The sequence below is a fragment of the Helicobacter mehlei genome (assembly GCF_003660265.1).
Lineage (GTDB): Bacteria > Campylobacterota > Campylobacteria > Campylobacterales > Helicobacteraceae > Helicobacter > Helicobacter mehlei.
Window position 1 is genome coordinate 1 of the sequence record NZ_QXQP01000062.1, and the last position, 1,051, is coordinate 1,051.

Genomic DNA, 1,051 nt, shown 5'->3' on the forward strand with positions numbered 1-1,051 from the left:
ACCGACACCCCTTTATTGTGGCCAAATTCTACCAAGATGAGCAGAATCGCTATTACGGGCTTTTTAGGGATATTAAGCCGATGCAAGATTATATCAACTATGCCGAAAACCGCATGGGCAACATGATGGGCTCCTTTAAGGCGATGTTTGAAGAGGACGGGGTGTTAAACATTGATGAATTCATCGAGCAGATGGGCCTAGACAACGCCATTGTGAAGGTTAGGCCCGGGGCCCTTAAAGAGGGCAAGATTCAATTTATGAACAACCAAGCCGACATCGCCGCTTTAAGCCAAAAGGCCGAGCAAAAAAGGCAACTCATTAAAATTCTAGCGGGCTTGAATGATGAAAGTTTGGGGATGGCGATGAACAGGCAAAGCGGGGTGGCTATTGCCCAAAGAAGAGAGAGCGGGCTAATGGGCTTGCAAAACTTCTTAAAAATTAGCGATGATATGGACAAATTGGTTTTTGAGTTGGCCGTGAGCTTGATGGGGCATTATTTTACTAAAAAGCAGGTTTTTAGGATTGTCGATCCCAAAGTGGGGGATCGCTACTTTTCCATCAATGATGGGCAACACAACCAGATCAAGCCGTGTAAGTTTGACTTGATTTATAAAACCCAATTGAAAACCGAGAGCAAGGACGAGCGTTTTAGCCATTGGAACGAGTTGTTGAAAGTGATTAGCCCCATAAACCCGACTTTAGTCCCCCAACTCTTGCCCCTCATCTTAAAGGATATGGATAGCCCCATTGTGGCCGATGTGGTAGAGGTTTTAGAGCAAGCCCAACAAGCCCAAGCCCAAGCCCAACAAGCCCAAGCCCCCTATAATGAGCAATTACAGGCTTTAGAATTGCAAAAAATCCAAGCCCAGATTATGGAATTGCAGGCTAAGGCCCAAAAATACAGCCAACAAGGGGCACTAGTGCAGGCGCACACCACCAGTGAGGAAATTAGCCAAGTGCAGGCCATAGAGGGGCAACAAGGCCCAGAGTCTAAAAAGCCCCAAGGCTCAGAGTGGCAAAAATACCCCAGCGCGCACCATTTGGAGTATTA

1 protein-coding gene is annotated in these 1,051 nt (G+C 46.8%); it reads left to right on the forward strand.

What is annotated here, in order from left to right:
* Nucleotides 1-1,051: portal protein (locus EAO36_RS08225; protein WP_459562062.1), on the forward strand; the 1,051-nt coding region annotated here is incomplete at both ends.